At 41.9% G+C, this 296-nt stretch carries 1 protein-coding gene; it reads left to right on the top strand.

Going from position 1 to position 296, the window contains the following annotated elements:
- The coding region (locus tag ACO0LE_RS20280; protein WP_422962129.1) for an IS3 family transposase at positions 1 to 267 on the top strand (267 nt) is incomplete at its 5' end.
- Between the last annotated feature and the right edge of the window lie 29 nt (positions 268 to 296).

Below are 296 nucleotides of genomic sequence, written 5' to 3'. Positions count from 1 at the left end.
AGTGATGATTTCGCACGTTGGTGCAAAGAACATCAACTTGTGCCAAGCATGAGTAGACGTGGGAATTGTTACGATAATGCGGTAGCTGAATCATTCTTTAGCAATTTGAAGAAAGAGCGAGTCAGGCGGAAAATTTATGCAACAAGGGAAGAGGCACGATCTGACATTTTTGATTACATCGAAGTGTTCTACAATCGCAAACGGCGACATAGTCATTTGAATCAGATGAGTCCCCTAGCTTTCGAGCAACAACAATTTGGAAGTTAAGAGTTGTCTACGAAATTAGGGGAAGTCCA

The sequence above is a fragment of the Undibacterium sp. Xuan67W genome (assembly GCF_049340165.1).
GTDB lineage: Bacteria > Pseudomonadota > Gammaproteobacteria > Burkholderiales > Burkholderiaceae_D > Undibacterium.
This window is presented reverse-complemented; position numbering and strand designations above follow the sequence as displayed.